The following is a 22,857-nucleotide window of genomic DNA, read 5'->3' on the forward strand; positions in this document are numbered from 1 at the left end:
GAATCGGGAGACTTTTATGCTCAAGCCCTACCGCATCGGCCAGATTGTGCCGAGCTCCAACACCACCATGGAAACCGAGATCCCGGCGATGCTCAATGCGCGCCAGTTGATCCGCCCGGAACGTTTCACTTTCCACTCCAGCCGCATGCGCATGAAGCAAGTGCGCAAGGAAGAACTGGCGGCGATGGACGGCGAATCCGACCGTTGCGCCATTGAACTGTCCGACGCCAAGGTCGATGTGCTGGGGTATGCCTGCCTGGTGGCGATCATGGCCATGGGGCTCGGTTATCATCGCCAGTCCGAGCAACGGCTGCGCAAAGCCACCGCCGATAACGATGCCAACGCGCCGGTGATCACCAGTGCCGGTGCGTTGATCGAAGGCTTGAAAGTCATGGGCGCCAAACGCATTGCCATCGTCGCGCCGTACATGAAGCCGCTGACGGAACTGGTGGTCGATTACATTCGCGAAGAAGGCTTTGAAGTGGTGGATTGGCGCGCCCTGGAGATCCCCGACAACCTGGCCGTGGCCCGGCACGACCCGGCGAACCTGCCCGGCATCGTGGCTGGCATGAATCTGGAAGGGGTGGATGTGATTGTGCTGTCGGCCTGCGTGCAGATGCAGTCGCTGCCGGTGGTGGCGCAAGTCGAAGCGCAAACCGGCAAACCGGTGCTGACCGCGGCCATCGCCACCACCTACGCCATGCTCAAGGCCCTGGACCTGGAGCCGATCGTTCCCGGTGCGGGTGCCCTGCTCTCCGGCGCTTATTGAGGCATGCGGGCTTTTGTGGCGAGGGAGCTTGCTCCCGCTGGGCTGCGTAGCAGCCCCCAAATCGACCATGAAGTTCTGTCTGAAATAACGCGGTGATGGGACTGGGGTTGCTTCGCAGCCCAGCGGGAGCAAGCTCCCTCGCCACAGGTTATTTGCAATGCAGAGAGGGTATTTGCAGTGCCCAAGAGAGTATTTGCAGTGCCCAAGAGAATGTTGGCAATGCCAAAGAATGAGGACGTAATGAAATGAGCGAACAAACCGCCAACGACAACTATCAAGGCGTATGGGGTCAGCGCATCGGGTTTGGGCAGAAGGCTGCGTTGCTGATGATCGATTTCATGCGCGGCTACACCACCGAAGGCGCGCCGCTGTACGCCCCTGGCGTGGTCAGTGCCGTGGCTCAAAGCGTCGAGTTGCTGACCAGCGCCCGGCACCATGGCATCCCGGTGGTGCACACCAATATCCGCTACCATCCCGGCCATTTTGCTGACGGTGGGATCTGGGTGAAGAAGGCGCCGGTGATGAAGGACATGGTCGAGGGCAATCCTCTGGCGGCGTTTTGCGAAGAGGTACTGCCGCAGGCCGATGAAGTGGTGATCAGCAAACAGTACGCCAGCGCTTTTTTCGGCAGCAGCCTGGCCTCGATGCTGCACGCCCAAGGGATCGACACCGTGGTGCTGGCCGGTTGCTCCACCAGCGGCTGCATTCGGGCGACGGCGGTGGACGCGGTGCAACACGGCTTCCGCACCATCGTCGTGCGCGAATGTGTCGGCGACCGCCACCCGGCGCCCCACGAAGCCAACCTGTTCGACATCGACAGCAAATACGGCGATGTCGTCAGCAAACAGGAGGCGATTGCCCACTTCAAAACAATGTAATGCGTGCGACAAGAACCCGCGCCGGTTAGAGCGCTGGTCTTGTCGGGTTTGAAAGGGACAACGGCCACACAGTCAAGACCTCCAGTCGAACACTGTCCTGTGGCGAGCGAGCTTGCTCGCGCTGGGTTGCGAAGCAGCCCCAAAATGGTGGTCGCACCGATTGATTTTGCGAGTGCTGCGCACTCGAGCGGGAGCAAGCTCCCTCGCCACAAAAACAGTGCATGACGGAAGATTGTCTGGCTGGTATCGGGCCTGCCAAACCCAAACGAAAAAAACTGAGCCCAACTCGCCCACGAGCGAGCGCCCAGTCTTCTGACACTGCCTTTGGACGCCGCTTTCAGCGCGCCAAAGCGCTGAAAAAAGCGGCTGTATAAAAACCATAAGTCACCGCCAGGAGACATCCGATGCCCATTGCGAATGCAGCACCCGCGACCACGGTCGCCGACCCGATTCAAGCGCTGTACCACAAGATCACCTGGAAGCTGATTCCCTTCCTGTGTTTCTGCTACCTGGCCGCGTACCTCGACCGGATCAACATCGGCTTCGCCAAACTGCAGATGCTCGATCAACTGCATTTCAGCGAAACCGCGTTCGGCCTCGGCGCCGGGCTGTTTTTTGTCGGCTACATCCTGTTCGAAGTGCCGAGCAACCTGGTGCTGGAAAAAGTCGGGGCGAAGATCTGGATCGCCCGGATCATGATTACTTGGGGCCTGCTCTCGGCCTGCACCATGCTCGTGACCTCCACCACTCAGTTCTACGTTCTGCGGTTTTTGCTCGGTGCCGCCGAAGCCGGTTTCCTGCCCGGAGTCCTGTATTACTTGACCACTTGGTTCCCGACCTATCGACGCGGGCGCATCATCGCCCTGTTCATGATCGGTTTGCCGTTGTCCAGCGTGATTGGCGGGCCGCTGTCGGGTTGGGTGATGAGCCATTTCGACACCCTCGGCGGTTTGCACGGCTGGCAATGGCTGTTCCTGATCGAAGCGGTGCCCAGCGTATTGCTCGGCATCCTGACCTTCTGGGCGCTGCCGAACAGCTATCAACAAGCCAAGTGGCTCAACGAGGACGAGAAATCCCTGCTGGCACAGGAGCTGCGCGCCGACGAGGCCGGTGCCAGCGACAGCAAGCACAGCTTTCGCGACGGCTTCTTCAACCTGAAAGTGTGGATGCTCGGCGGCATCGACTTCTCGATCCTGCTCAGCGCCTACGCCATGGGTTTCTGGATGCCGACCTTCATCCGCAACGCCGGGATCGTCGACACCTTCCACATCGGCATTCTCACCGCATTGCCGAGCGTCGCCGCGCTGCTGGGGATGCTGCTGATTGGCGCCAGTTCGGACAAACACCGCGAACGCCGCTGGCACATCATCGTGCCGTTCCTGGTCGGTGCGGCGGCCATGGCCACGGCGCCGTTCTTCGTGCACAACGTGGTGGCGACCGTGGCGCTGTTCGCCATTGCCTCGGCAGCAATCATTGGTGCGGTGCCGGTGTTCTTCAGCCTGCCGGCGACGTTTCTCAAAGGCACGGCGGCGGCGACCGGGTTTGCCCTCGCCTGTTCGTTGGCGAACATTGCCGGGTTGGTGAGCAATTCGCTGATGGGCGTGGCGATTGATGTCACGGGCAGCAGCGCCGGGGCGCTGTGGTTCTTTGCCGGGTGTTTGATTCTCAGCAGTTTCCTGGTCATCGCGTTGCCGGCCAAATTGGTTAACCGCTAACCCCTCGGCCCCGTAGGAGCAAAGCTTGCTCGCGATGGCGATTTCACCGACGCCATCGCGGGCAAGCCTTGCTCCTACAGGTGTTCATTTCCAACCTGTCAGGTGTGTCCCTCATGCAAGGTTTGATCAAACGCTGTGCCCTGCTCGCCGCCGCCGGCCTGTGTGCCGGGTCCCTGCAAGCGGCGGAAAAAGTCATCTTCGACACCGACTTCAACGTGCTCAACGATGACGGCCAGGCCTTCATCATGCTCGCCCAGTTGCACGCGCAAAAACGCATCGACCTGCTCGGCATGACCCTGGTCAGCGGCAACGCCTGGGTCGATCAGGAGCAGGTCGACGCGCTCAAGGCTGTCGAGCGCATGGGCGTGGACAAAGAGGTCGGGGTGTATTCCGGCGCGGCGTATCCGCTGCTGCATGACTTCGCTACGTATCCGCAGGAACAGGCGCTGTTCGGCGCCGGTTGGCCGGGGGCGTTCAAAGCCGCTCGCCCTACAAACGCCGCGCAATTGGTCGCGCCGCCGGATGGCCTGGCGGCCCACACCACATTGCGCAAGGAAACCGCCGCGCAGTTCATCGTCGACAGCGTGCGCGCCAACCCCCATGAAGTGACGCTGCTGGCGGTCGGGCCGCTGACCAACATTGCGCTGGCGATCCGTTCCGCGCCGGACATCGTGCCGCTGATCAAACGCATCGTGTACATGGGCGGCGCGATCGAGATTCCGGGCAACACCACGCCGGCCGCCGAGTTCAACTGGTGGTTCGATCCCGAGGCGGCGAAGATCGTCCTGCGTTCGCCCATCGAACACGTGATTTTCCCCAACGATGTCTGCGAGAAAGTCACCTTCGATGCTGCGGTGTACAAACGGGTGATCGCCAAACCGGGCCCCATTGCCGACCTGTACAAGCATGAATTCGGCGCGCTGTTCGACAAGGATCCGGCCTATCACAGCTTCACTTGGGACAGCCTGCCAGCGCTGTTCCTGGTACAACCGGACATCGTCACCGAGTCCCGGGATTTGTGGGTGGATGTGGACGCGCAGTTCGGCGCCGACTACGGCCGGGCCCTTGGCTACAAGAAGAGCCCGCCGGTGGGCACGCAAAAAGCCAAGGTGGTATTCGCCATCGACCAGAAGCAATTCTGGGACGGCTACGTCAACCTCGTGACTTTGCCGACACCGGTCAAGATGAACAAGTGACAGCCCGCAGCGAACCCCTCACAGTGAGCGTGGTCGCACAGGTGAGCCGCCGGATAATCTTCAACGGCGGTTCAGTCCCTTTTTCTGTCGAGAGCCTTTAGATGCGCAGACTCCTTGCCCTGTCCCTGCTGTTGCTGTCCCTGAGCGCCTGCGCGCTGTTCCCCAATCGCGATCCGCTGAACATCAACGTGGTCGGCATCGAACCGCTGCAAAGTCAGGACCTGGAAGTGCGCTTCGCGGTGAAGATCCGCGTGCAGAACCCGAACGAAACCGCGATCGACTACAACGGCGTGGCCCTGGACCTGGAAGTCAACGGCCGACCATTGGCCTCGGGCGTCAGCGATCAATCAGGCACGATCCCGCGCTTTTCCGAAGCCGTGCTGACCGTGCCGGTGAGCGTCTCGGCCTTCTCTGTATTGCGCCAGACCCTGGGCCTGAGCCAGACGCAAACCCTCGACAACCTGCCCTACGTACTGCGCGGCAAACTGGCCGGCGGCTTGTTTGGCACCATGCGTTTTGTCGATACCGGCAAGCTGAGTTTTCCGGGGTCCGCCGCTGCAACCTGGTAACCCCGCCCCCCTTTGTAGGAGCGAGGCTTGCCCGCGAAGGCGGAGTGTCATCCAACATAGATGTCGACTGACACACCGCCTTCGCGGGCAAGCCTCGCTCCTACAGGGATGCCGCAACCGAAAGATATGCGGTGAAGCGCACACAGGGTTTGTGGCAACCGAGGATTATGCGGTGAAGCGCACGCCGGGTTTGGCGCGCTCATCCACGCTCAGCTCGAACACATCCGGCCGCGCATAGTGCCCCACCACATCGAAGTCGTAGCGAGCGCGAATCAACTCGTCGGTGTCGATTTCAGCGGTCAGCAAACCCGGCCCGCCCCGCAGCGGCCCGGCCAGAATGTCGCCCATCGGCCCGACGATCACACTGCCACCGGCTATCAACGGTCGATCCGCCGGCCAGTTGGCAATGTCCACGCCCAAGGCTTGCGGCGAGTCCTGCACCTGACAGGCACTGACCACAAAGCACCGGCCCTCGTGGGCGATGTGGCGCATGCTGACCTGCCACATCTCGCGTTCATCCACGGTCGGTGCACACCACACTTCGACGCCTTTGGCGTACATCGCGGTGCGCAGCAACGGCATCATGTTTTCCCAGCACACCACGGCGCCGAGGCGCCCGACCTGGCTGTCGATCACCGCCAACGTCGAGCCATCGCCCTTGCCCCAGATCAGCCGTTCGGTGCCGGTCGGCATCAGTTTGCGGTGTTTGGCGACCAGCCCGGCCGCAGGGTCGAAGTACAACGCGGTGCAATGCAAGGTGCTGCCCGCGCGTTCGATCACGCCGATGACCAGATTGGCCCCGGTGCGCGCCGACAACCCGGCCAAGGCTTCGGTCTCGACGCCCGGCACGTCGATGGCGTTGGCGAAGTACCGCGCAAACGCCTCGCGCCCCTCCGGCAGGCGATAGCCCAATTGCGTACCGAACGCTTCACCTTTGGGATAGCCGCCCAGCAAAGCTTCCGGCATCACCACCAGCGCGGCACCGGACTCGATGATGGGGTTTTCCCAGGACAGGATCTGTTCCAGGGTTTCGCCCTTGCCACCGGGCAAGGCGCCGATTTGCAGGGCAGCAACGATTGACTTGGACATCTCGGTAACTCCGACGGCAATGAGGTGTTGCTGATTTTCCGCCCGCGCCGGATCATGAATAAAGCCCCGTTCGCTGCTGAATGATATGAACACCATGAATATCGCCACCGTCGATCTCAACCTGCTCAAAGTCTTCGAAGCCTTGCACGAAGAGTCCAGCGCCAGCCGTGCCGCGCTGCGCCTGGGCGTCACGCAATCGGCGGTCAGCGCCGCATTGCGCCGGTTGCGGGAGGTGTATGGCGATCAATTGTTCGTGCGCACCGGGCGTGGTTTGGCGCCGACGCTCAAGGCCAATCAGCTCAAACCGGTGGTCAGCGATGCGCTGAACAAATGCCGACAGAGCCTGGCCATGGTCGACCCGGCGGCGGGTCACTACGAAGGTCGTTCGGTCACCGTGGGGCTGTCGGATGACTTCGAGATCGCCTACGGGCGGCGGCTGATTGACGAGATCGCCCGCACCGCGCCGAAACTGCGGTTGATCTTCCGCCAGACCCACAGCCAGATCGTGGCCCAGGCCTTGATGGAACGCAGCATCGACCTGGCGATCACGGCGGGCGGTTTTGCCGAGCGCTTGCTCAGCCGGCAGGTGCTGGGCGAAGGGGGTTATCTGTGCCTGGTCGACCCGATCAGCCTGGCGCCAGGGCAGCAGGCCCTCAGCCTGGAGGAGTTCGTGGCGCGGGAGCACATTCTGGTGTCGTCGGGTGGTTTTATCGGGATCACCGATGAGGGTTTGGCGGCGCTGGGCTTGAGTCGGCGGGTGTGCGCCTCGACCACACACTTTGCGGCGTTGCCGCATCTGCTCAAGGGCAGTCAGGCAGTGGCGACCATTCCGGCCCACGCCGCGCAAAGCATCGCGGCACTCAGCGGTCTGACGCTACTGCCCTGCCCGCTGGCGTTGCCGCGTTACCCCATCGAACTGGGCTGGCGCACCAGCGCGCAACTGGATCCGGTGGTGTTGAAGGTGCGCGAGGCGATTGTGGCGATTTTTCCCCGCGATGACGATTTCAACGACTCACACCTATAAACGACGCCCCACCCTGTAGGAGCAAGGCTTGCCCGCGATGGCATCCTTGAGATCGTCATCGCGGGCAAGCCTTGCTCCTACAGCGAAGGCGGTGTGTCATTCGACGTCGATGCTGGATGATATGACGCCTTCGCGGGCAAGCCTCGCTCCTACAGGGTGGGGGTCAACCTGGAATTATTTGGCGGCCATCAGGCGATTGACTTCACTGCGCACCATGTTGGCGTATTCTGGCGGCGACAGGAGGTCGAGCTCGGAGCGAACCCATTCCGCCCATTTGCCTTTGCGCTTGGCCCGTTCACCGAATAACCGCGCCGCTTCGCCTTTGGACTTGCCCAGGTTGCTTTGCCAGAGGTCGAACAGACGGGATTTTTCGTCTTCAAGCGCAGCGCGCTCGGCAAGGGGTTTGTCGGCCAGATTGAAGCTCATGGGAAATACCTGCGGCGTAAATAGGCGACATCTTACACCGTAGGAGGAAATCTCCGACCCTGGATTTTTCCTCAGGGTGGAGCCTGCACACAAAATGAGTGCAACTTTTTCAATCGCCCGAGACTCCATTGTTCACTGCCCACTTACCCGCAAGGAGTTACTCAATGGCCCGCAAAACAGCCGTACAAAACGCCGCAGACCAAATCAAGGATCAGGCATTCAGTGAGCTTCAGGCGCTGATCGAAGAATCGGACAAGCTGCTCAAAAGCAGTGCGTCGCTGGTGGGCGAGGAAGCCGATACCCTGCGCGGACAAGTCGCCCAGAAGCTGCAACAGGCGCTGGAATCAGTGACCAGCGTGCGCGAACGCACCAAACCGGCGGTCGACGCCACTGAAACCTATATCGGTGGCCACCCGTGGCAGACCGTGGCGATTTCTGCCGGTTTCGGCCTGGTGGTCGGGTTGTTGCTCGGTCGTCGTTGATCGGTTCTGCATAAAAAAAGGCGAGCTTGATGCTCGCCTTTTTTGCTCCACAAGGCTCAGAGCCCAGCCAATTCCCGCAAATTCGCCAAAACATCCGCCTCCAACTCGATCCCCCCAGCCGCTGATTTGGCACGCTGGTGATGCCGCCGATCCCCCGGCAAACGCTTCAACCCCACGCCATGCATCTGCCGCACCAGTTCCTGGCTGCGTTCGGCGAAGTTCTGCCCGGCGGCCTTGCTCGGGTCGATCACGATCAGCAGTTGCCCGGTCCACGGCGTCTTCGCCCCCGGGTGGTTCGACCAATCGAATTCGAAAGAAAAATTGCCGCCGGTTAACGCCGCGGCCAGCAACTCCACCATCATCGACAACGCCGAGCCCTTGTGCCCGCCGAACGGCAGCAACGCACCGCCCTCGAGAATCGCTTTCGGATCCTGGGTCGGCTGGCCCAGGCTGTCCACACCCATGCCCGGCGACAGGCGCTCGCCGTTGCGCGCGGCGATCTGCACGTCGCCATGGGCGATGGCACTGGTGGCCAGGTCGAACACGATGGGGTCGCCATCCGCCCGTGGCGCGGCGAAAGCAATCGGGTTGGTGCCGAACAGTGGGCGATCGGCGCCGTGGGGCACCACGCACGTCATGCTGTTGACCACGCTCAGGGCCACCAGGCCTTCATAGGCGAACGGTTCGACGTCTGGCCACAGCGCAGCGAAGTGATGGGAGTTGCGGATTGCCAGCACGGCAATCCCGGCGCTGCGGGCTTTTTCCACCAGCAACGCACGGGCGGCGGCCAGGGCCGGTTGGGCAAAGCCACCGCCGGCATCGACCCGGACGAAGCCCGAGGCCACGTCTTCAACCACCGGCACCGCCTGGCCATTGACCCAGCCGCTGTTGAGCGTCGACACATAACCGGGAATCCGGAACACGCCGTGGCTGTGGGCGCCGTCGCGTTCGGCGCCGGCGCAGTTCAGGGCCAGGGTATTGGCGACCTCGGCCGAGGTGCCGTGGCGCAGGAAGATGTGTTCGAGCAATTGAACGAGTGAATTGAAGTCCAGGGTTTGCGTGTTCGAAGAGGCGGGTGTTGCGGTCATCTGAGGCTCCAGTTTTATTATTGAGTGCTGGCTACAGGCTGAAACGGGGTTGTGCGGCAACCCAAAAAACATGGCCGATTAAGCGCTGTTGCGCAGGGTGCCTGTCAAGCCTCGAAACTTCGAATACCCCAGCAATATGTACCGCACACCCGCCGTGCCCCAGCCTTACCGTTTTTCCTCCACCCCATCGAGGAAAAACCATGACCTCTGCCCCGCTCCCCTGAAAGGTATTCATGAGGGATGCCTCGGCGAGGCTGGCGGTACAACTGGGCAATGCCGATTCGGTGACCTGGCTGATCACCCACCTGGGGCGGCAACTGCACACCAGCACGCCATAAAACAGTGATCGGGGCACTGTGATGACAGTGCCCCGACAGGTTTAGTCTTTCTGGTCGCGCAGGATGTTGCCGGAGGCGCCATCAATGCGGAACTCGTAGACCACGCCATCGGCCTTGCGGCCCTCGCCTTTCCAGTAACCGTTGTTATCGGCTTCGATCTCGTAGACCTCGACGTAACCGGCCTTGGTCTTCGCGGTTTCGATGGCCTTCTCGATGGTGATCCAGCCTGCGCCCGGGCGATCGGCCAATGCAGCGCCAGCGCTGAACAGACAGGCGGTGGCAATCAGGGCGGCGAAGGTTCTTTTGATCATTTTTTCACTCCATTTGTGGATAGTAGGCGTCATGCGTCCTGGTTTTTGGGCGTCAGCGGGGAAAATAAGTTCCACTTTGATGGGTAATTGCCATGACGGATGTTCTCGGCGCCTCGCCCGCAAGGTTAGAATGCAGCCAATCAGGATGAGTCAATGACCGAACACACCTTCTCGGAAGCCGAATACGACGCCATCACCGATGCCGCTGCGCACTGGTGCATGCGTCTGCACGCCATCGACTGCACCGCCGAGGAGCGCCAGGCGTTCGAACAATGGCGCGACGCTCATCCGCTGCATGCCTTCGAGTTCGAAGCCATGCTGGAAATCTGGGAGGTCGCGGGCGATTTGCCGCACCCTGAGTCCGCCGAGCCCCTGCTGCCCAACCAACGTGCCACCTCCTGGCGCCGCTACTGCATCACCGCGGCTGTCTGCGCCCTGGCGCTGCCGCTGGCGGCGTACAGCGGCTGGAACCTCGGCTGGCTGCCCAACGCCTATCAGCATTTCGAAGCCAGTGACACGGTGCGTCATGTCACCCTGAAGGATGGCAGCCAGGTGGAGCTGAACCTGGGCAGTGAACTGACCTTCAGCAATTACAAGGATGAGCGTCGGGTCACGTTGAAAAAGGGTGAAGCGTTCTTCAGTGTCACCCACGACATGACCCACCCTTTCATCGTCAACGCCGCCGAAGGCCGGATTCGGGTAACGGGCACTAAATTCAACGTGTGGCTGTATGAAGATCAGGTGCGGGTGAACCTGATCGAAGGCTCGGTGCTGGTCACCAGCAACGACGCCCTGGCCGGCGACGGCTTGCGCCTGGGGCCAGCGATGCAGGCCCGCTTTCGCCACGGCGACTACATGCCGCAGATCAGCCAGACCTACGCCAACGACAACGCCCTGGCCTGGCGCAGCGGCAAACTGGTGCTCGACGACTTACCCCTGAGCGAGGCCTTGCCGCTGATCAACCGTTACCTGGCCAAACCGGTGATGGTGGCCGATAACAGCACCGCGTCGATCCGCATCGGCGGCATCTACAACATCAAGGAACTCAACAACCTGGTGGCGTCCCTGCCCCGGGTATTGCCGGTGTACCTGACTCGCAACGAGAACGGCAACCCGGTGCTCAATTCGATTCCGCAGCAGGCACCAAAAAGCTGAAGGCCGCGTCCCTTTGGGGAGGCGGCCTTCGTGTTGGCTACAACTTGTCGCGCGGTGTTTATTGCGCCGCTATCTTCCCGGCTTTTTCATCCGATTCGCGCAGCGTCTGCACCTGATACTGCGGATCAGCCTTGATCTGCTGCTCGGTGAACGGCAACACACTCAACTGCTTCTTCGAGAACGCCTGCGTCTGGTCCCGGGCGTATTTCGATGCCGGGTCACTGGACAACGAGAACGCCAGCAATCCCTGGGCGTGCGGACCTTTGTCATCGAAGGTCACGATTTGCAGGTAACTGGTGCCGCTGACCACTTCCAGTTTGCCGTCGGTTCTCGGGACGCTCTGGATCGCGTTATAAATCCCCAACGTGCCCGGCCCGCCGTGGATCGACGTTTGTTGTCCGCCGCTGCTGACCACCTGAATGTCGCCCCAGCGGCTGTCCGGCTTGAGTCCCATATGGGCAGTCCGTTCCACGGACGCGAGCATCGCCTCGCGGATGGCTTTGGCAACGTCTGGTCGTTCGAAAGCCAATCCGTGCGGGGTGTGTTGCGCGTCTTTCGGGTCGAAGACCACACGCCAGACGTCAGGTAAAAGCTGCAACGACTCCATGACGATATTGAAATGCACCAGGCCCAGCCCGCTGTCCAGATTCGCCCGGCCATCCCACGCCTTCAGGCTGGCGCACACCGGTGCGAGTGTCGCGGCATCCGCCCCCAGATCCGTGCTACAGAAGTTCAGCAGGTCCGGCATGACCTGTGCCACCAGATACACCTGATCATCCATCACCATCCGTTGCAGATCCGCCGCCGCCACCGGCCCGGCCTTGGCCAGCGAGCCCAGGCGATCCAGGGCAAAACGCGAGCGCAACCCCAACGGCTGGCTGTCCTGGCTGATCAGTGGCGAGAAACCGGTGAGCGGTTGCGCCGGGTTGGCCAGCCAGGCGGAATCGTTGGAATGCTGCACAAAGTCTTTGCGCAGCAGCTGCGGTAACTGGTCCGCCGCGTAAATGCCCTTTTGCGCGGCCTTCGGGTCGATGTCCCAGGCGCAGGCACTGTTGGAACCATCGAGCACGATCATCTGCAACCCGGCGCGCGGATCGCTGCACTTGGCCAGTTTGTCAGCATTGACGTTCGGCACCACCGACAGGTTCATGTACAGCGTCTGCCCCTGATCATCCGCTGCCAGGGTGTTGACCCACGGGATGCCCTGGATCTTGTGCACCGAGGCCTGCAATTCCTTGAGGCTGGTGGCGCGATTCATCGCGTACCACTGCTGCAGGACGCGATCGTTGTCCAGGTTGGCATCGCGCAGGCTGTAGGCGAACTGCTTGTCCCAATCGAGCTTGCCCGGCCACTGCACCACGGGGCCGAACACCGAGCTGTAGACCACGTGGGACACCGCTTTGACCTGGCCGTCCGGCTGTTTCACGTTGACCGTCAGCGTCTGTTTATCCAGCGGCAACGACTTGCCATCCAGCACGTAACGGGTGGAATCCTTGGGGTCCAGTTGCAGGCGATACAAGGTGAAATGCTTGGACGAATCCACCGTGTGGGTCCACGCCAGGTGCTGATTGAACCCGATGTTGATCATCGGCAGACCGGGCAACGCGGCGCCCATCACGTCCAGTTTGCCGGGAATGGTCAGGTGCATCTGGTAGAAGCGCATCCCGCCGACCCAAGGGAAATGCGGGTTGGCCAGCAGCATGCCGCGACCGTTGAATGAGCGTTCGCTGCCAATTGCCACCGCGTTGCTGCCGCGATCCAGGGCAAAGCGTTGCTGGCGCTCGGCGGCCGCCAGGAACGACTGCGCCCCCGCCCCCGCCGCCGCTTGGGCGACGCTCGCTGGCGGCGTCGCGCCGGCCAGTGCTTCGGCAAACTGCCCGACCCCGCCTTCCACCAGCAGGCGCCGCGTGAGCTTCACCAGGTCCTGCGCGGCAATCGGGCGAACCCAGTCACCCTCGCATTGAGCCGGCAAACCCTGGGCCTGGCGCTCGGCCAGCGAGCGGTTGTAACCCGCCACGTAACCGTCGATCAGCTCCTTGACTTGCGGGGTTTGCGCCTGCCAGAAACCGGCCACCGCCTGGGGCGTATTCAGCCAGTTGAAAAACAGGTCGCTGGCCAGGTTGGCGCGTTCTTCGAGGGTGAACTGTTCCGGGCCGAAATACTTCGAGCGCTCGCCGTTGACGGTGACGATCTCGTTGGCCATCAGGCACAGGTTGTCCTGGGCGTAGGCGTAGCCGATGCCGTAACCGAGCCCGCGTTCGTTCTCGGCACGAATGTGCGGCACGCCGAAACTGGTGCGCCGAATATCCACGGCCGAAGATTCCGGTGCACTGCGGGCGCTGGCCGCAAGGCTCAACCCCAGCATCACACCTGCAAGACTCAACCGGGTTAACTGCCTGCTAATAATCACGCTCGCTCCTGATGGACATGGCCCTGAAAAATCACATCCGGCGTACAACACGGAATGTGCCTGGCCTTAGGAACGAAAAAAACATCAGGAAATTTAGGCGGCGCGACGATCATCGGCGGCCGTATCACATGGCGCTCACGTGGCCTCGACAAATTTTCTACATCAACGTCTTCATGATTTGCCGTGCTCGTCCGTCTTAATGATTGAGAGCACCCTCATTTTTTTCCTGATCAGGCTCTGAAAAGGAGTTTTTGCATGTACAACTCGCAACTGCCAACGGACGGTAGCCACGCGCCAAAGAGCGTTTCCATGAGCCACGGCTCCGGGATCTTTGAACGAGCCGATCGCCACGGAAACGAACGAATCCGGGTACTGCTCAAGAGCTTTGGCCTGAGAACCAGCCTGATTCGCCTCAAAGTCATCGACGCCCTGCTCAGCGCCGCCGAAAGCGAACGCAACCTGGGCGTGCGCGGCGTGCACACGCATTTGCTGGACCTGGATATTCCCCTGTCCTTCCTGAGTGTGCGGGAGGTGTTGAAGCGGCTATGCAGTGAGGGCGTGATCACGCTCAATCCGGACAAGAGCTATAGCCTGCATCCGCAGGCCATTGCCATTCTCTACAGCGAATCGGCCTCGCACGCTTCGCTCAAGGCTTGACCTTGCGGCGCATCACGCCATTGACGATGACCACGATCACGGCCACGCCGATGGCGATGTACTGGAACAGCTTCTCGCTGATGATCCCTGCATTTTGCAGATAGGAAAGGCCGAACATGATCCCCAGGACGACCAGGGAGATCAGAATCGAGTATTTCAAACGTTGCGACTGGGTCATTGCGGGTTCCTGAAACTTGAAATGTATCCGGTTTGTATCCGCTTGCATGCCAAGCCCCTACCTTCTGGCGGGGATGAACAGGCGCAAACGAAGTCTCATGTTACAGCCGATGAAGAGTTTTGGCTTCATTGCGGCGCTAACCATGAGGATTCTGAAATGCTTCGTCGAATCACACTGCTGATTCCCCTGATCGCTCTCCTGTCCCTGAGCGGCTGTATCATTTTTCCCCACGGAGGCTGGCATGGCGACCACCACTATGATCGTGGCGGACCAGGTTATTACCAACACCGCTAGTTCGACCCGTTAGAAAATATTCACTTCTTTTTAATCAATCCTGAACAAATGCCCGCCCTGCTGCGGGCATTTTTCGTTTATTAATCTCTCAACTTTTTTGAAACTTAGGATCCACAGTCGCGCCTTTCATTAGTTCATTCCGAACAATTGAAATACATGGCAAACCCTTGAAACTATAAGTCTCAATCGCGCACTAGAGCGAATATCGTTAGATGATTACTCTCGATATAACGCAACACGCGTTACAACTTGAACTTTACAGTATCGATAAGGACATCATGCACACTTCATCAACTAACCGGAGACGCTTCCAACTGACCGGCTTTTGCCTGGCTGTCGCTGTTTTCGAACTACTGACCTATATGGCCAGCGATTTGATCATGCCCGCCATGCTGACCGTCACCGAACAATTGAACACCCGTCCTGAATATGTCCCGTATGCATTCACCCTGTATTTGACCGGCGGTGTGCTGTTGCAGTGGCTGATCGGCCCGCTGTCCGATCACTACGGGCGTCGTCCGCTGCTGCTGATCGGCAGTGCGCTATTTGCCCTGGCGTGTGGCGCGACGTACTGGGTGCAGGGGATCGGAGCATTCAACGGCTTGCGCCTGATCCAGGGCATGGGCCTGGGCTTTGTCATCGCCGTCAGTTATCCCGCCTTGCAGGAAGTGTTCTGCGAGGCCGATGCGGTGCGGATCATGGCGTGGCTGGGGAACATTGCCCTGCTCTCGCCACTGCTGGGGCCTTTGTTCGGCAGCTTGTTATTGCAATGGCTGTCGTGGCGAGAGCTGTTTTTATTGCTCGGCATCGCCGCCCTGGCGGTCTGGGTCAGCTTGTATGTCTTCATTCCGCGAACCTTGGGCGGCGCAGCCACCGACAAGCCCTTCGACGTGCGCGCCACCGTGCGCCGCTACGGCGTGTTGTTGCGCAACCGGGGGTTTGTGCTGTCGTCCATCGCCCTGGGGCTGATGAGCTTGCCGCTGATTGCCTGGATCGGCCTGTCGCCGTTGTTGTTAATCCAGGGTCAGGGTCTGTCAGTCCTGCACTACGGGCTCTGGCAGATCCCGGTGTTCGGCGCGGTCATTCTCGGCAACCTGCTGCTCGACCGCTTGATTACCGGATCGGCCCTGCCACAACTGGTGCGCTATGCACTCTGGCCGTTTTGCGCCGGGCTCGCGGCACTCCTGATCGTTGGCTTTTACGGGGCGTCGACCGGGTTACTGGTCGGGTGCCTGGCGATCTACGCCGTCGGCCTGGGCATGAGCAATGCCGCGCTGTACCGCTTGGCGCTGTTTTCCAGCGAGGACAGCAAGGGACTGGTGTCGGCCATGATCGGCATGTTGTCCATCTCGATCATGGGCGGCGTCGGGTCACTGATTGCGGCGCTCGGGGCCGGTGACAGCCTGGAGTCGTTCGCCTTGATCGCCGCTACGGCGGGGCTGCTGTGCCTGGTGCCTTTGCACGCATTTCTACGACGGTGCCACCCCTCGGTCGCCGTCTGAATCAAACAATCAAAAAAGGAATTTCGATGATTCATCTTCCCAACACCGACGCGTTGTGCGCGCTGGTGCAACCTTACGACCTGGAGGCTGTACCGCCGGGTTTGTTCGATCGCGCCATGGCTGAAACCAGCCTGTTTCATTGCCACCATACCCCCGGCTACGAACGTTGGCTGCACAGCCACGGCCTGGATGCCCAGGCTCTGGACACCCTGGAGGATTGGTCGCGCCTGCCGCCGATCTTCGCCAGTTTTTTCAAACAACAGCTGCTATTGAGCCCCACCGCTGAGGGCGCGCTGGAACTGACCTCGTCCGGCACCAGCGGCCAGAAGAGCCGCATGCGCTATGACGATCGCAGCATGGCCGCCGCCCAAGGCATGGTCACACGGATTTTCCGGCAGTACGGTTGGGACACCCCGGACACCCCGTGCAACTACTTGCTGCTCAGCTATGAACCCGAGCCTGATAACCGTCTGGGTACCGCTTACACCGATCAGTTTCTGTGTCGTTACGCCCCCGCCAACCGAGTCGTCTATGCCCTGCGGCGCACCGGCGATGGTCACGAGTTCGACCTGTTCGGCGTGATCCGCGCCTTGCAGGCGTTCGCCGAAGAACAGCTCCCCGTGCGCATTTTCGGTTTTCCGGCGTTCCTCTGGCAGACGCTGCAACGCATGCAGGCGACGGGCCTGGCGCCGCTGGATTTGCCTGCCGGGTCATTTGTGTTTCTCGGCGGCGGCTGGAAAAACCACACCGCGCAGGAGATTTCCCGGGCTCGACTCTATGAACGGATCGGGCAGCAACTGGGCATCGAACCGGCCCGCTGCCGCGACGGCTACGGCGCGGTCGAGCACGCGGTGCCCTATATCGAATGTGCCCATCATCATTTCCATGTACCGGTTTACTCGAAGGTTTTCGTGCGCAATCCAGCTGACTTCAGCGTCCAGCCCTATGGCCAAAGCGGCCTGCTGAACTTCGTATCACCTTATATTTCGTCGAGCCCGGCCCATGCCGTGGTCATGAGCGACCTGGCCACCTTGTACCCCGGCGCAACCTGCGGCTGCGGCCAGGCCACTGACTGGTTCCAGTTGCATGGACGTGCCGGCACCAGCCCCGGCCGTAGCTGCGCCATGGCCGCCGCCGAACTGCTCGGGAGGGCTTGAGATGTATTTGATCAACGGCCAACTGCACGCCGACCTTGCCCTCGATACCGCCCTGAATGCTCTGCACCAGGCCTTGCCGCGCTTGCTGATGAGCCCTGTCGACAGTGACACCGTCGTGGCCTCGGCCGCACGCTTTGCCCGGCAACTGCAAACGGGCGAGCTCGACTTCGGCCTGGAGGACGATCAACGCCTGGCACTGATCGATTTCTGCCAGCCCGAGCATCTGAATCCCAAACTGGAGCGCGAACTGGGTGTACAACCACGCTCCCTGCGGCGCATCGACTACCGGCAACCGCGCTTCGAAAGCTGGCACCCGCTGGGGCTGGTGGTACACATCACGCCGGCCAATGCGCCGATGCTCGCCTTTTGTGCGGTCCTGGAAAGCCTGCTGGCGGGCAACGTCAACTGGTTGCGCCCCAGTTCCAGCGACCAAGGGCTGACAGCACGCCTGCTGGAGGCCCTCGGCCGGTGTGACAGCAGTGGCCGGCTGGCCGACTTTATCGCGGTGCTGCCCGTGGCGACCGCAGACATCGCACGCCTCTGCACCCGGGCCGATGCCGTGGCGGCGTGGGGCGGCGAAACCGCGCTCAAGGCGATTCGCAGCCAAGTGCCCATCGGCTGTCGCTGGATCGACTGGGGGCACCGCATCAGCTTCGCTTATCTCTCACCGGAGGCGGCACAACCGGACGCACTGGATGCCCTGGTGGACGAAGTCTGTCGCCTCGATCAACAAGCCTGTTCCAGCCCGCAATGGGTGCTGGTGGACAGCGATGACCCGGCCATCCTGCACGACATGGGCATGCGCCTGACCGAGGCGTTCAAACGTCGCAACGCGCACTGGCCGGCGCTGGTCCCGTCCGACCAGGAAGCCTCGGAAATCACCACCCGCTGCGCCATGGCGCGCCTGGAACAATGTTTTGCCGGGCACACCGGTGAGGTCTGGAGCGAAGCGGGTTGGCGGGTCATCTGGGAGCATCATCAAACCCTCGCCCCCTCCCCGCTGTTTCGGACCCTGCTGCTCAAACCGGTGCCCCAGGCGCTGCTTGCCGAAACCCTGCTGCCCTGGCGCACCGTGCTGCAAAGCTGCGCCTTGATTTGCCCGCCGGCACACACACCGGAGCTGGTGCGAACCCTGGTCAACGCCGGCGTCACGCGCATTGCGCCAGCGGGCGCGATCCACGACGGCTATGCCGGCGAGCCCCACGATGGCGTGTACGCGCTGGCCCGCCTGAGCCGCCGCCTCTCGGTGAGCCTGCCCGCCAATGTGCTGAGCAGCCATGCGTGCCTCGACGCACTGCCCGCCGCCGTGGACACCACGGGCTTGGCGATCATGGACAAACACGCCTTCCAGGCCCAGCCCATCGCCCCGTCGGCGCAGCTGTTCTTTCGCTCCGGCGGCAGCAGCGGCACCCCGGCGCTGGCCGGTTTCAGCTACCGCGACTTTCAGCGGCAAATGCGCGCGGCGGCTGACGGGCTGTTCGCCGCCGGGCTTGATCCGGCACAGGACCGAGTGATGAACCTGTTCTATGGCGGCAGTCTTTACGGCGGTTTTTCCAGTTTCTCCTGGGTTCTGCAACTGATGGACATCACGCATTTGCCCATGGGCGCGCCGCATGACGATAACTTCAGCGAAATCGCCCGGCTGATCGTGCAGCAAAACGTCAACGTGCTGATCGGCATGCCGAGCACCCTGCACCGGCTGTTTCTCAACGAACAGAAAACCCTGCGAGCCTATGGGGGTATCCGCAAGGTGTTTCTCGCTGGCGAGCATCTCGGATTGGCCAGTCGTCAATTGATGGAAAGCTGCGGCGTGTCGTCGATTCGCTCGGCAATGTACGGTTCCGTGGACGCCGGCCCCCTGGGCCATGCCTGCGCGGCGACCAGCGATGGCGTCTTTCACTTGATGTGCGATACCCAGCATCTGGAAATCGTTGACCTGGAACAGGATGTGCCCGTCCAGGACGGTCAGGTCGGACGCCTGCTGTTCACCTCGCGAGCCCGCCACAGTCAGACCGTGCGCCGCTACGAAGTGGGCGACACCGGGCGCTGGGTGCATGGGAACTGTCCCTGCGGACTGAGTTCGCCACGGTTCCAATTGCTGGAGCGCCATGGGCAATTGTTGCGAATCGGTACCGTATTCGTTTCGCCTTCACACCTGGCCCACTGCGCAGGCGTGCCCATTCAAATGGTGCTCGACCATGGGCCCGACGGGTGCGAGCGCATGGTGGTGCGTGCCGAGGGCGAGGCGCAACAGGTTCGCGCCCGATTGGTGTCCGACCCGGCACTTGAAACGGCCCTTGTCGGCGCACTGCTGACCCTTGAAGTTAATACCTGCGCCGCCACTCAATTTGAACGAAACCGCCACAGCGGCAAGACCCCGTTAGTTATCGACCAACGCAAACAACAATAAATATTATTTATTAACCGTAGATTAAAACCTGAAAAAGGAATTCCAGTGAAAGAACTATTGACCCTCGAACAACTGGTGCAATACATACGTGAACATTCGCGTTTTTATCATCAGCACCTCAAACACTTACCGTTACAGGGATTCACCACAAACGATATTCCCTTGATCGACGCAAACAACTATTGGGCAGGCAGCCATGACTTGAAACAGTGGCCGGTACTGACGGCACCGGTCGACAACGCGCTGTTGTTTAAAACCGGAGGCACCACCAGCCAGGGTAAATTGGCGGTTTACACCCACGAAGAATGGCGAACCCTGGTCACGACTTTCGGTGACAGCCTGTCGTCGCAATTGAACAATGGCGACCGGGTCGCCAACCTGTTTTTTTCCGGGGACCTTTGCGCCAGCTTTCTGTTTATCCACGAGTCACTGACCCATGTGCGGGTGTCGATCAGTGAGTTTCCCTTTACCGGCAACGTCGATTTCCGGGGGCTGACAGCGGCGATTGGCGACCACCGGATCAATGTCCTGGCGGGCATACCGGCACAGTTGCTCAAATATGCGGCGTATCTGGCAGAGCATGGGCACGTGTTGAGTGGCGTCGACACCCTGCTCTACGGCGGTGAAAGCGTGTTTGCCAGCCAACTGCCGATCTTCGCCAAGGTCTTCCCCAATGCCCGCGTCGCCTCCATCGGTTATGCCAGTGTCGATGCCGGGCTGATCGGGGCCAGCGACCGAGACTGTGCGCTGGGTGAACATCGGGTGTTCGACCAGCACACCGTGCTCGAGATCATCGACGAGTTCAGCGGCGACATCATTGATGAGTGCGACCGTATGGGCCTGTTGGTGGTGACCAATCTGAATCGCCGGTTGATGCCGCTGCTGCGCTACCCGGTCGGTGATCGCGCCTGCTGGCTTGAGCCCGCGGGTACGCCAAGGCGTAAATTCGCCCTCAGGGGCCGCAGCGTCCACAGTCGGCGGGTGCGCGTGGGGGTGATGTCGCTACTGACCGACGAGATACACCACATCGTCCAGCGCGTCACCCACAGCGAGCAGTGGCAGTTGCGGATCGAACGGGTGGGCCACAAGGACCTGTTGAGCGTGCATTGGGTTCCCGAAGACGGCGCCCACGCCATCGAAGCGCCGAGCCAGGCGTTGCGCCTGGCACTCATGGCCCACTACCCCGCCATCGACAGCCTGAACAAAGACGGTTTGCTGGATTTCCGGGTTCTCCCTTGTGCCGTTACTGACCTGGCGTTGCATCCGCGCTCGGGCAAACAATTGCGTGTCCTGGATTTGCGCGAGTACACGCCCGCGCCGGAGACCAGGCCATGAGTCAGCTGATTTTCCGCCCCTTCCGGCCTTCCGATGCCGCGGCGGTCAGCGGGCTTTTTCGACAGGTGTACGGCCAACACTACGTGCAGCCGGATGTGTATCTGCCGACGTTGATCACCCAGCACAACCACGACGGGCGCTGGCAATCCATGCTCGCGGTGGACGGCTCGCAGGTCCTCGGGCACGCGGCGTTATGCCGGGACAAGCACCCAACCGACATCGCCGAACTGGCCCTCAGCGTCGTCCACCCGCAGGCGCGCGGACAGAACATCGCCACGCGCCTGGGCCGTGAATTGCTGGAACACTCCCGTGCGGTCGCGGGTCGTTGTGTCCTGATCAAACAGGTCACCCACCACCCTTACACCCAACGCATGGCGCAAACGCTGGGGTTCCATTGCACCGGGTTGCTGCCGGACTACGTGCCGTCGCCCTTCGCCGAAGCCTTGCCGGAAAGCGTCGTCGTCGGCGTCCATCCGCTCGCCGGGCGCAGCTGCCCGCTGCCCGACATCGCGTGGCCGCCAAGCTGCCGAGGGTTCATGCACCATCTGGGTTCGCTGTTCGGCAGCGACCCGTTTGTGCCGGACTACCTGTCGCGGCCCCTGCAGATGAAGCAGCATCACCAGAGGGTGGATGTTGTCATCGAACGCCTGGACAAACGCCTGCTCGATCAGCTGACTGAATTGCCCTGGAACTGGCTGATTTCGGTCCGGCTGGCCCTGTCATCGCGCTTTGCCGAGGATGTCGAACGCTTGAACAGCAAGGGCTTCGTCTTCACCGGGGTGATGCCTGCACCTGATCAGGCGCGATGGCTCGCCCTGTTTCATCGCGGCGCCCGGTCACGCGCGCTGGACCTGCACTGCTTGCACATGCAACACCTGCATCACACGCTGCAACGCTCAACGGACCCCGACGCCGATCGTTCAGCGGCCTGAATCATCTCGGTAAAAAGGCTGGCCCGGTTGCGCGCAGAGTTCAACCAGCCAGTCGACAAACACCCGCACCCGCCGGGATAACTGGCGGTGTGGCGGGTACAGCGCCGTCAACGGCATGCCCGGGGGCGGCGCCTCCCTGAGCACCTCGCACAGGCGCCCTTCCTCCAATTGCCGCGCCACGTGGTAATACGGGGCCTGGACCAATCCATACCCGGCCTCGCACGCGGCCATGTAACCATCGGCGCTGTTGACCGAAATCCGCTTCGGCAGATTGACCGGTTGCACCTGCCCCTCGACCACAAACTCCAGCCCGAAGCGCGTGCCCGTGGTCGCGGAGAAATACTCCACCATCTGATGACCTTGCAGCTGCGAGGTGTTCAGGGGTACGCCGTGACGCCGCAAGTAGTCGGGGCTGGCGCAGGTCACCTGATCGAGCGTGACCAGCGGCCGCGCCACCAGTGAGTCATCCAGCGGTGAACCGCCACGCAGCACACAGTCCATGCCTTCGCGAATCAGGTCCACCGTGCGGTCGTTCAAACTGATTTCCAGCTCGATCAACGGGTACCTGTCGGTGAATTGCGCCAGTGCCGGAATCACGATCAGACGCCCGATCCCCGCCGGCATGTCCACCCGCAGCAAGCCTTTGGGGTTGTGCCGGGCGGCGGAAAACACCGCTTCGGTTTCCTCAAGATCCGCCAGCAAGCGCACGCATCGCGGGTAATACGCCGCGCCGTCGAGGGTCAGGCTGACTTGCCGGGTGGTGCGCTGCAGCAGTTGCACCCCCAGGTGGGCCTCCAGTTGCTTGATCAGAATGGTCACCGAGGCCCGGGGCATTTGCAGGCTGTCCGCCGCTTTGGCAAAGCCGCCCGACTCGACGATCCGGGTAAACACGCGCATGGCGTTGAGACGGTCCATGGTTCTGCTGCACCTGCTGATTATTTA

The 22,857-nt window shown here is 61.4% G+C and carries 21 protein-coding genes; 14 read left to right on the plus strand and 7 right to left on the minus strand.

What is annotated here, in order from left to right; genetic code table 11:
* Positions 1–16 precede the first annotated feature (16 nt).
* The 5 genes from ACY4LX_RS19480 to ACY4LX_RS19500 all read left to right on the plus strand — a co-directional run bounded on the left by ACY4LX_RS19480 (position 17) and on the right by ACY4LX_RS19500 (position 5,127).
* Positions 17–769, plus strand: a complete 753-nt coding sequence (locus ACY4LX_RS19480; RefSeq protein ID WP_149661574.1) for a maleate cis-trans isomerase family protein — start codon at positions 17–19, stop codon at positions 767–769.
* A gap of 245 nt (positions 770–1,014) precedes the next feature.
* Positions 1,015–1,647 (plus strand): N-carbamoylsarcosine amidohydrolase, encoded by a 633-nt coding sequence (locus tag ACY4LX_RS19485; protein WP_463257499.1) that lies wholly within the window; start codon positions 1,015–1,017, stop codon positions 1,645–1,647.
* A 404-nt stretch (positions 1,648–2,051) separates the two neighbouring features.
* Positions 2,052–3,362 (plus strand): MFS transporter, encoded by a 1,311-nt coding sequence (locus ACY4LX_RS19490; RefSeq protein WP_463257500.1) that lies wholly within the window; start codon positions 2,052–2,054, stop codon positions 3,360–3,362.
* 113 nt (positions 3,363–3,475) lie between these two features.
* Positions 3,476–4,558: a nucleoside hydrolase gene (locus ACY4LX_RS19495; RefSeq protein ID WP_463257501.1), complete on the plus strand. Its 1,083-nt coding sequence runs from the start codon at positions 3,476–3,478 to the stop codon at positions 4,556–4,558.
* A 101-nt stretch (positions 4,559–4,659) separates the two neighbouring features.
* Complete coding sequence (locus ACY4LX_RS19500; protein WP_149662281.1) at positions 4,660–5,127, plus strand: LEA/WHy family protein; 468 nt, start codon at positions 4,660–4,662, stop codon at positions 5,125–5,127.
* A gap of 165 nt (positions 5,128–5,292) precedes the next feature.
* Here the strand turns inward: ACY4LX_RS19500 and ACY4LX_RS19505 are convergent, their stop codons facing one another.
* Positions 5,293–6,216, minus strand: a complete 924-nt coding sequence (locus ACY4LX_RS19505; protein WP_463257502.1) for a carbon-nitrogen hydrolase family protein — start codon at positions 6,214–6,216, stop codon at positions 5,293–5,295.
* 85 nt (positions 6,217–6,301) lie between these two features.
* Here ACY4LX_RS19505 and ACY4LX_RS19510 point away from each other — a divergent pair, with 85 nt between their 5' ends.
* Positions 6,302–7,240 carry a LysR family transcriptional regulator gene (locus tag ACY4LX_RS19510; protein WP_463257503.1) on the plus strand — a complete coding sequence of 313 codons (939 nt, stop codon included), beginning with the start codon at positions 6,302–6,304 and terminating at the stop codon, positions 7,238–7,240.
* A 174-nt stretch (positions 7,241–7,414) separates the two neighbouring features.
* Here ACY4LX_RS19510 and ACY4LX_RS19515 read toward each other — a convergent pair whose 3' ends face one another.
* A complete protein-coding gene (locus ACY4LX_RS19515) occupies positions 7,415–7,666 on the minus strand; it encodes a hypothetical protein (protein WP_054046380.1) in 252 nt (83 codons plus the stop codon).
* Between the two features lie 164 nt (positions 7,667–7,830).
* On the opposite strand from ACY4LX_RS19515, the gene ACY4LX_RS19520 reads away from it, so the two are divergent.
* Positions 7,831–8,148: an ElaB/YgaM/YqjD family protein gene (locus ACY4LX_RS19520; RefSeq protein WP_149661434.1), complete on the plus strand. Its 318-nt coding sequence runs from the start codon at positions 7,831–7,833 to the stop codon at positions 8,146–8,148.
* A gap of 56 nt (positions 8,149–8,204) precedes the next feature.
* Here the strand turns inward: ACY4LX_RS19520 and ACY4LX_RS19525 are convergent, their stop codons facing one another.
* Together ACY4LX_RS19525 and ACY4LX_RS19530 are read right to left on the minus strand one after the other, a co-directional pair.
* Positions 8,205–9,236 carry an Ldh family oxidoreductase gene (locus ACY4LX_RS19525; RefSeq protein WP_463257504.1) on the minus strand — a complete coding sequence of 344 codons (1,032 nt, stop codon included), beginning with the start codon at positions 9,234–9,236 and terminating at the stop codon, positions 8,205–8,207.
* Between the two features lie 379 nt (positions 9,237–9,615).
* Entirely contained in the window at positions 9,616–9,885 is a 270-nt protein-coding gene (locus ACY4LX_RS19530) for a PepSY domain-containing protein (protein ID WP_149661436.1), read from the minus strand.
* A gap of 153 nt (positions 9,886–10,038) precedes the next feature.
* Here ACY4LX_RS19530 and ACY4LX_RS19535 point away from each other — a divergent pair, with 153 nt between their 5' ends.
* Positions 10,039–11,040 carry a FecR family protein gene (locus ACY4LX_RS19535; protein WP_463257505.1) on the plus strand — a complete coding sequence of 334 codons (1,002 nt, stop codon included), beginning with the start codon at positions 10,039–10,041 and terminating at the stop codon, positions 11,038–11,040.
* A 58-nt stretch (positions 11,041–11,098) separates the two neighbouring features.
* Here the strand turns inward: ACY4LX_RS19535 and pvdQ are convergent, their stop codons facing one another.
* A complete protein-coding gene (gene pvdQ, locus ACY4LX_RS19540; RefSeq protein WP_463257506.1) occupies positions 11,099–13,450 on the minus strand; it encodes a bifunctional acylase PvdQ in 2,352 nt (783 codons plus the stop codon).
* 255 nt (positions 13,451–13,705) lie between these two features.
* Between pvdQ and ACY4LX_RS19545 the strand changes: the two genes are divergently transcribed.
* Positions 13,706–14,107, plus strand: a complete 402-nt coding sequence (locus ACY4LX_RS19545; protein WP_149661439.1) for a fe2+ zn2+ uptake regulation protein — start codon at positions 13,706–13,708, stop codon at positions 14,105–14,107.
* Here ACY4LX_RS19545 and ACY4LX_RS19550 read toward each other — a convergent pair.
* Complete coding sequence (locus ACY4LX_RS19550; RefSeq protein WP_149661440.1) at positions 14,097–14,285, minus strand: hypothetical protein; 189 nt, start codon at positions 14,283–14,285, stop codon at positions 14,097–14,099. The genes ACY4LX_RS19545 and ACY4LX_RS19550 overlap by 11 nt on opposite strands.
* A gap of 572 nt (positions 14,286–14,857) precedes the next feature.
* Between ACY4LX_RS19550 and ACY4LX_RS19555 the strand changes: the two genes are divergently transcribed.
* Genes ACY4LX_RS19555 through ACY4LX_RS19575 form a run of 5 tightly spaced genes read left to right on the plus strand, consistent with a single transcriptional unit; the run spans position 14,858 to position 21,915 of the window.
* Positions 14,858–16,081, plus strand: coding sequence for an MFS transporter (locus tag ACY4LX_RS19555; RefSeq protein ID WP_463257507.1), 1,224 nt, complete (start codon positions 14,858–14,860; stop codon positions 16,079–16,081).
* Between the two features lie 26 nt (positions 16,082–16,107).
* A complete protein-coding gene (locus ACY4LX_RS19560; RefSeq protein WP_463257508.1) occupies positions 16,108–17,238 on the plus strand; it encodes a LuxE/PaaK family acyltransferase in 1,131 nt (376 codons plus the stop codon).
* Between the two features lies 1 nt (position 17,239).
* A complete protein-coding gene (locus ACY4LX_RS19565; RefSeq protein ID WP_463257509.1) occupies positions 17,240–19,648 on the plus strand; it encodes an acyl-CoA reductase in 2,409 nt (802 codons plus the stop codon).
* 45 nt (positions 19,649–19,693) lie between these two features.
* On the plus strand, positions 19,694–20,983 hold the full coding sequence (locus tag ACY4LX_RS19570) for an AMP-binding protein (RefSeq protein WP_463257510.1): 1,290 nt from the start codon (positions 19,694–19,696) through the stop codon (positions 20,981–20,983).
* Complete coding sequence (locus ACY4LX_RS19575; RefSeq protein WP_463257511.1) at positions 20,980–21,915, plus strand: GNAT family N-acetyltransferase; 936 nt, start codon at positions 20,980–20,982, stop codon at positions 21,913–21,915. The genes ACY4LX_RS19570 and ACY4LX_RS19575 overlap by 4 nt, the downstream gene beginning before the upstream one ends.
* Here ACY4LX_RS19575 and ACY4LX_RS19580 read toward each other — a convergent pair.
* Positions 21,904–22,830: a LysR family transcriptional regulator gene (locus ACY4LX_RS19580; RefSeq protein ID WP_463257512.1), complete on the minus strand. Its 927-nt coding sequence runs from the start codon at positions 22,828–22,830 to the stop codon at positions 21,904–21,906. The genes ACY4LX_RS19575 and ACY4LX_RS19580 overlap by 12 nt on opposite strands.
* Positions 22,831–22,857 lie beyond the last annotated feature (27 nt).

The sequence above is a fragment of the Pseudomonas sp. Emmai genome, from assembly GCF_055179735.1.

What these genes read in the sequence shown, in the direction of transcription:
- ACY4LX_RS19480 (WP_149661574.1), top strand. Translation starts at nt 17, where the DNA reads ATGCTCAAGCCCTACCGCATCGGCCAGATTGTGCCGAGCTCCAACACC.
- ACY4LX_RS19485 (WP_463257499.1), top strand. Translation starts at nt 1,015, where the DNA reads ATGAGCGAACAAACCGCCAACGACAACTATCAAGGCGTATGGGGTCAG.
- ACY4LX_RS19490 (WP_463257500.1), top strand. Translation starts at nt 2,052, where the DNA reads ATGCCCATTGCGAATGCAGCACCCGCGACCACGGTCGCCGACCCGATT.
- ACY4LX_RS19495 (WP_463257501.1), top strand. Translation starts at nt 3,476, where the DNA reads ATGCAAGGTTTGATCAAACGCTGTGCCCTGCTCGCCGCCGCCGGCCTG.
- ACY4LX_RS19500 (WP_149662281.1), top strand. Translation starts at nt 4,660, where the DNA reads ATGCGCAGACTCCTTGCCCTGTCCCTGCTGTTGCTGTCCCTGAGCGCC.
- ACY4LX_RS19505 (WP_463257502.1), bottom strand. Translation starts at nt 6,216, where the DNA reads ATGTCCAAGTCAATCGTTGCTGCCCTGCAAATCGGCGCCTTGCCCGGT.
- ACY4LX_RS19510 (WP_463257503.1), top strand. Translation starts at nt 6,302, where the DNA reads ATGAACACCATGAATATCGCCACCGTCGATCTCAACCTGCTCAAAGTC.
- ACY4LX_RS19515 (WP_054046380.1), bottom strand. Translation starts at nt 7,666, where the DNA reads ATGAGCTTCAATCTGGCCGACAAACCCCTTGCCGAGCGCGCTGCGCTT.
- ACY4LX_RS19520 (WP_149661434.1), top strand. Translation starts at nt 7,831, where the DNA reads ATGGCCCGCAAAACAGCCGTACAAAACGCCGCAGACCAAATCAAGGAT.
- ACY4LX_RS19525 (WP_463257504.1), bottom strand. Translation starts at nt 9,236, where the DNA reads ATGACCGCAACACCCGCCTCTTCGAACACGCAAACCCTGGACTTCAAT.
- ACY4LX_RS19530 (WP_149661436.1), bottom strand. Translation starts at nt 9,885, where the DNA reads ATGATCAAAAGAACCTTCGCCGCCCTGATTGCCACCGCCTGTCTGTTC.
- ACY4LX_RS19535 (WP_463257505.1), top strand. Translation starts at nt 10,039, where the DNA reads ATGACCGAACACACCTTCTCGGAAGCCGAATACGACGCCATCACCGAT.
- ACY4LX_RS19545 (WP_149661439.1), top strand. Translation starts at nt 13,706, where the DNA reads ATGTACAACTCGCAACTGCCAACGGACGGTAGCCACGCGCCAAAGAGC.
- ACY4LX_RS19550 (WP_149661440.1), bottom strand. Translation starts at nt 14,285, where the DNA reads ATGACCCAGTCGCAACGTTTGAAATACTCGATTCTGATCTCCCTGGTC.
- ACY4LX_RS19555 (WP_463257507.1), top strand. Translation starts at nt 14,858, where the DNA reads ATGCACACTTCATCAACTAACCGGAGACGCTTCCAACTGACCGGCTTT.
- ACY4LX_RS19560 (WP_463257508.1), top strand. Translation starts at nt 16,108, where the DNA reads ATGATTCATCTTCCCAACACCGACGCGTTGTGCGCGCTGGTGCAACCT.
- ACY4LX_RS19565 (WP_463257509.1), top strand. Translation starts at nt 17,240, where the DNA reads ATGTATTTGATCAACGGCCAACTGCACGCCGACCTTGCCCTCGATACC.
- ACY4LX_RS19575 (WP_463257511.1), top strand. Translation starts at nt 20,980, where the DNA reads ATGAGTCAGCTGATTTTCCGCCCCTTCCGGCCTTCCGATGCCGCGGCG.
- ACY4LX_RS19580 (WP_463257512.1), bottom strand. Translation starts at nt 22,830, where the DNA reads ATGGACCGTCTCAACGCCATGCGCGTGTTTACCCGGATCGTCGAGTCG.